Source organism: Salinimicrobium oceani (assembly GCF_012037645.1).
Genome location: NZ_JAAVJR010001301.1, coordinates 1 through 330 on the forward strand (window position 1 = coordinate 1; position 330 = coordinate 330).

At 44.2% G+C, this 330-nt stretch carries 1 protein-coding gene; it reads left to right on the forward strand.

Annotation, left to right across the window (positions count from 1 at the left end):
• On the forward strand, positions 1–330 hold a 330-nt coding region (locus tag HC175_RS21925), incomplete at both ends, for an alanine:cation symporter family protein (protein ID WP_168139990.1).

Genomic DNA, 330 nt, shown 5'->3' on the forward strand with positions numbered 1-330 from the left:
GTAATTCTCGCGGGAGAATTCCCAATCCTGGCAGGTAACGGATTTATTTTCGGGATCGTGATGATGATCCTTGTAGGAGTGGTAATTATTGGTGGAATTTCAAGTATTGCCAAGGTAACCGGAAAGATAGTGCCTATCATGGCAGGAATATATATTCTTGGTGCCTTAATTGTTATTGGAGTAAATATCGAAAATATCGGACCTGCTTTTTCAGCAATCTGGGATGGTGCATTTAGCCCCAGTGCCTTAAAAGGCGGGGTAATTGGTGTCCTGATTGTAGGTTTCCAAAGGGCAGCCTTCTCAAATGAAGCCGGTGTAGGGTCTGCAGCT